The organism is Gordonia polyisoprenivorans NBRC 16320 = JCM 10675 (genome assembly GCF_000241325.1).
Taxonomy (GTDB): Bacteria; Actinomycetota; Actinomycetes; order Mycobacteriales; family Mycobacteriaceae; genus Gordonia; species Gordonia polyisoprenivorans.
Genome location: NZ_BAEI01000083.1, coordinates 1 through 850, shown reverse-complemented (window position 1 = coordinate 850; position 850 = coordinate 1). Strand labels below are relative to the sequence as shown.

Below are 850 nucleotides of genomic sequence, written 5' to 3'. Positions count from 1 at the left end.
TGTTGTTCCAGGACGGTGCGCTGTTCGGGTCGATGAGTTTGTATGACAACATCGCGTTCCCGCTTCGTGAGCACACGAAGAAGAAGGAGAACGAGGTCCGCGACATCGTGATGGAGAAGATCGATTTGGTCGGTCTGGCCGGTGCCGAGGACAAACTCCCGGGTGAGATCTCCGGTGGTATGCGTAAGCGTGCCGGGTTGGCGCGGGCGTTGGTGTTGGATCCGCAGATCATCTTGTGCGATGAGCCGGATTCGGGTTTGGATCCGGTGCGTACCGCCTATATTTCGCAGTTGTTGATCGATATCAATGCGCAGATCGATGCGACGATTCTGATCGTGACGCACAACATCAACATCGCTCGGACGATCCCGGACAACATCGGGATGTTGTTCCGCAAGGAGTTGGTGATGTTCGGTCCGCGGGAGCAGTTGCTGACTTCGGAGCAGCCGGTGGTCAAGCAGTTCCTCTCCGGTGATCGGTTCGGTCCGATCGGCATGAGTGAGGAAAAAGACGAAGCCCTCGTCGCTGCGGAGGCGGCGATGGCCGCCGCCGGCATCTCCGGCGGCGGCACGAAAGAAGACTTCACCGAGATCATCCCGCAGGTGCAACCCAACCCCGGCATGCCCGAACGCAAAGCCGTCACCCGCCACCGCGAACGCGTCCTGGAACTACTGCCCTCGCTGCCGGAAAACGCTCAACACGCCATCCGCGTATCCATGCACCACGAAGACCAAGCATCGGCCACCAACCGCAACCACGCCGCAGGATTCCCCGACGACACCCCCACCGAAATCCTCAACGTCCTGGGTTAACCCGGTTCGCGCCGATTCGAGGGGGTCGGCGCGAACCG

1 protein-coding gene is annotated in these 850 nt (G+C 60.6%); it reads left to right on the top strand.

Features of this window, described 5'->3' with window-relative positions:
- A partial coding sequence (locus GOPIP_RS22565) for an ABC transporter ATP-binding protein (protein ID WP_006372136.1) occupies nt 1-812 on the top strand: 812 nt, incomplete at its 5' end.
- Between the last annotated feature and the right edge of the window lie 38 nt (nt 813-850).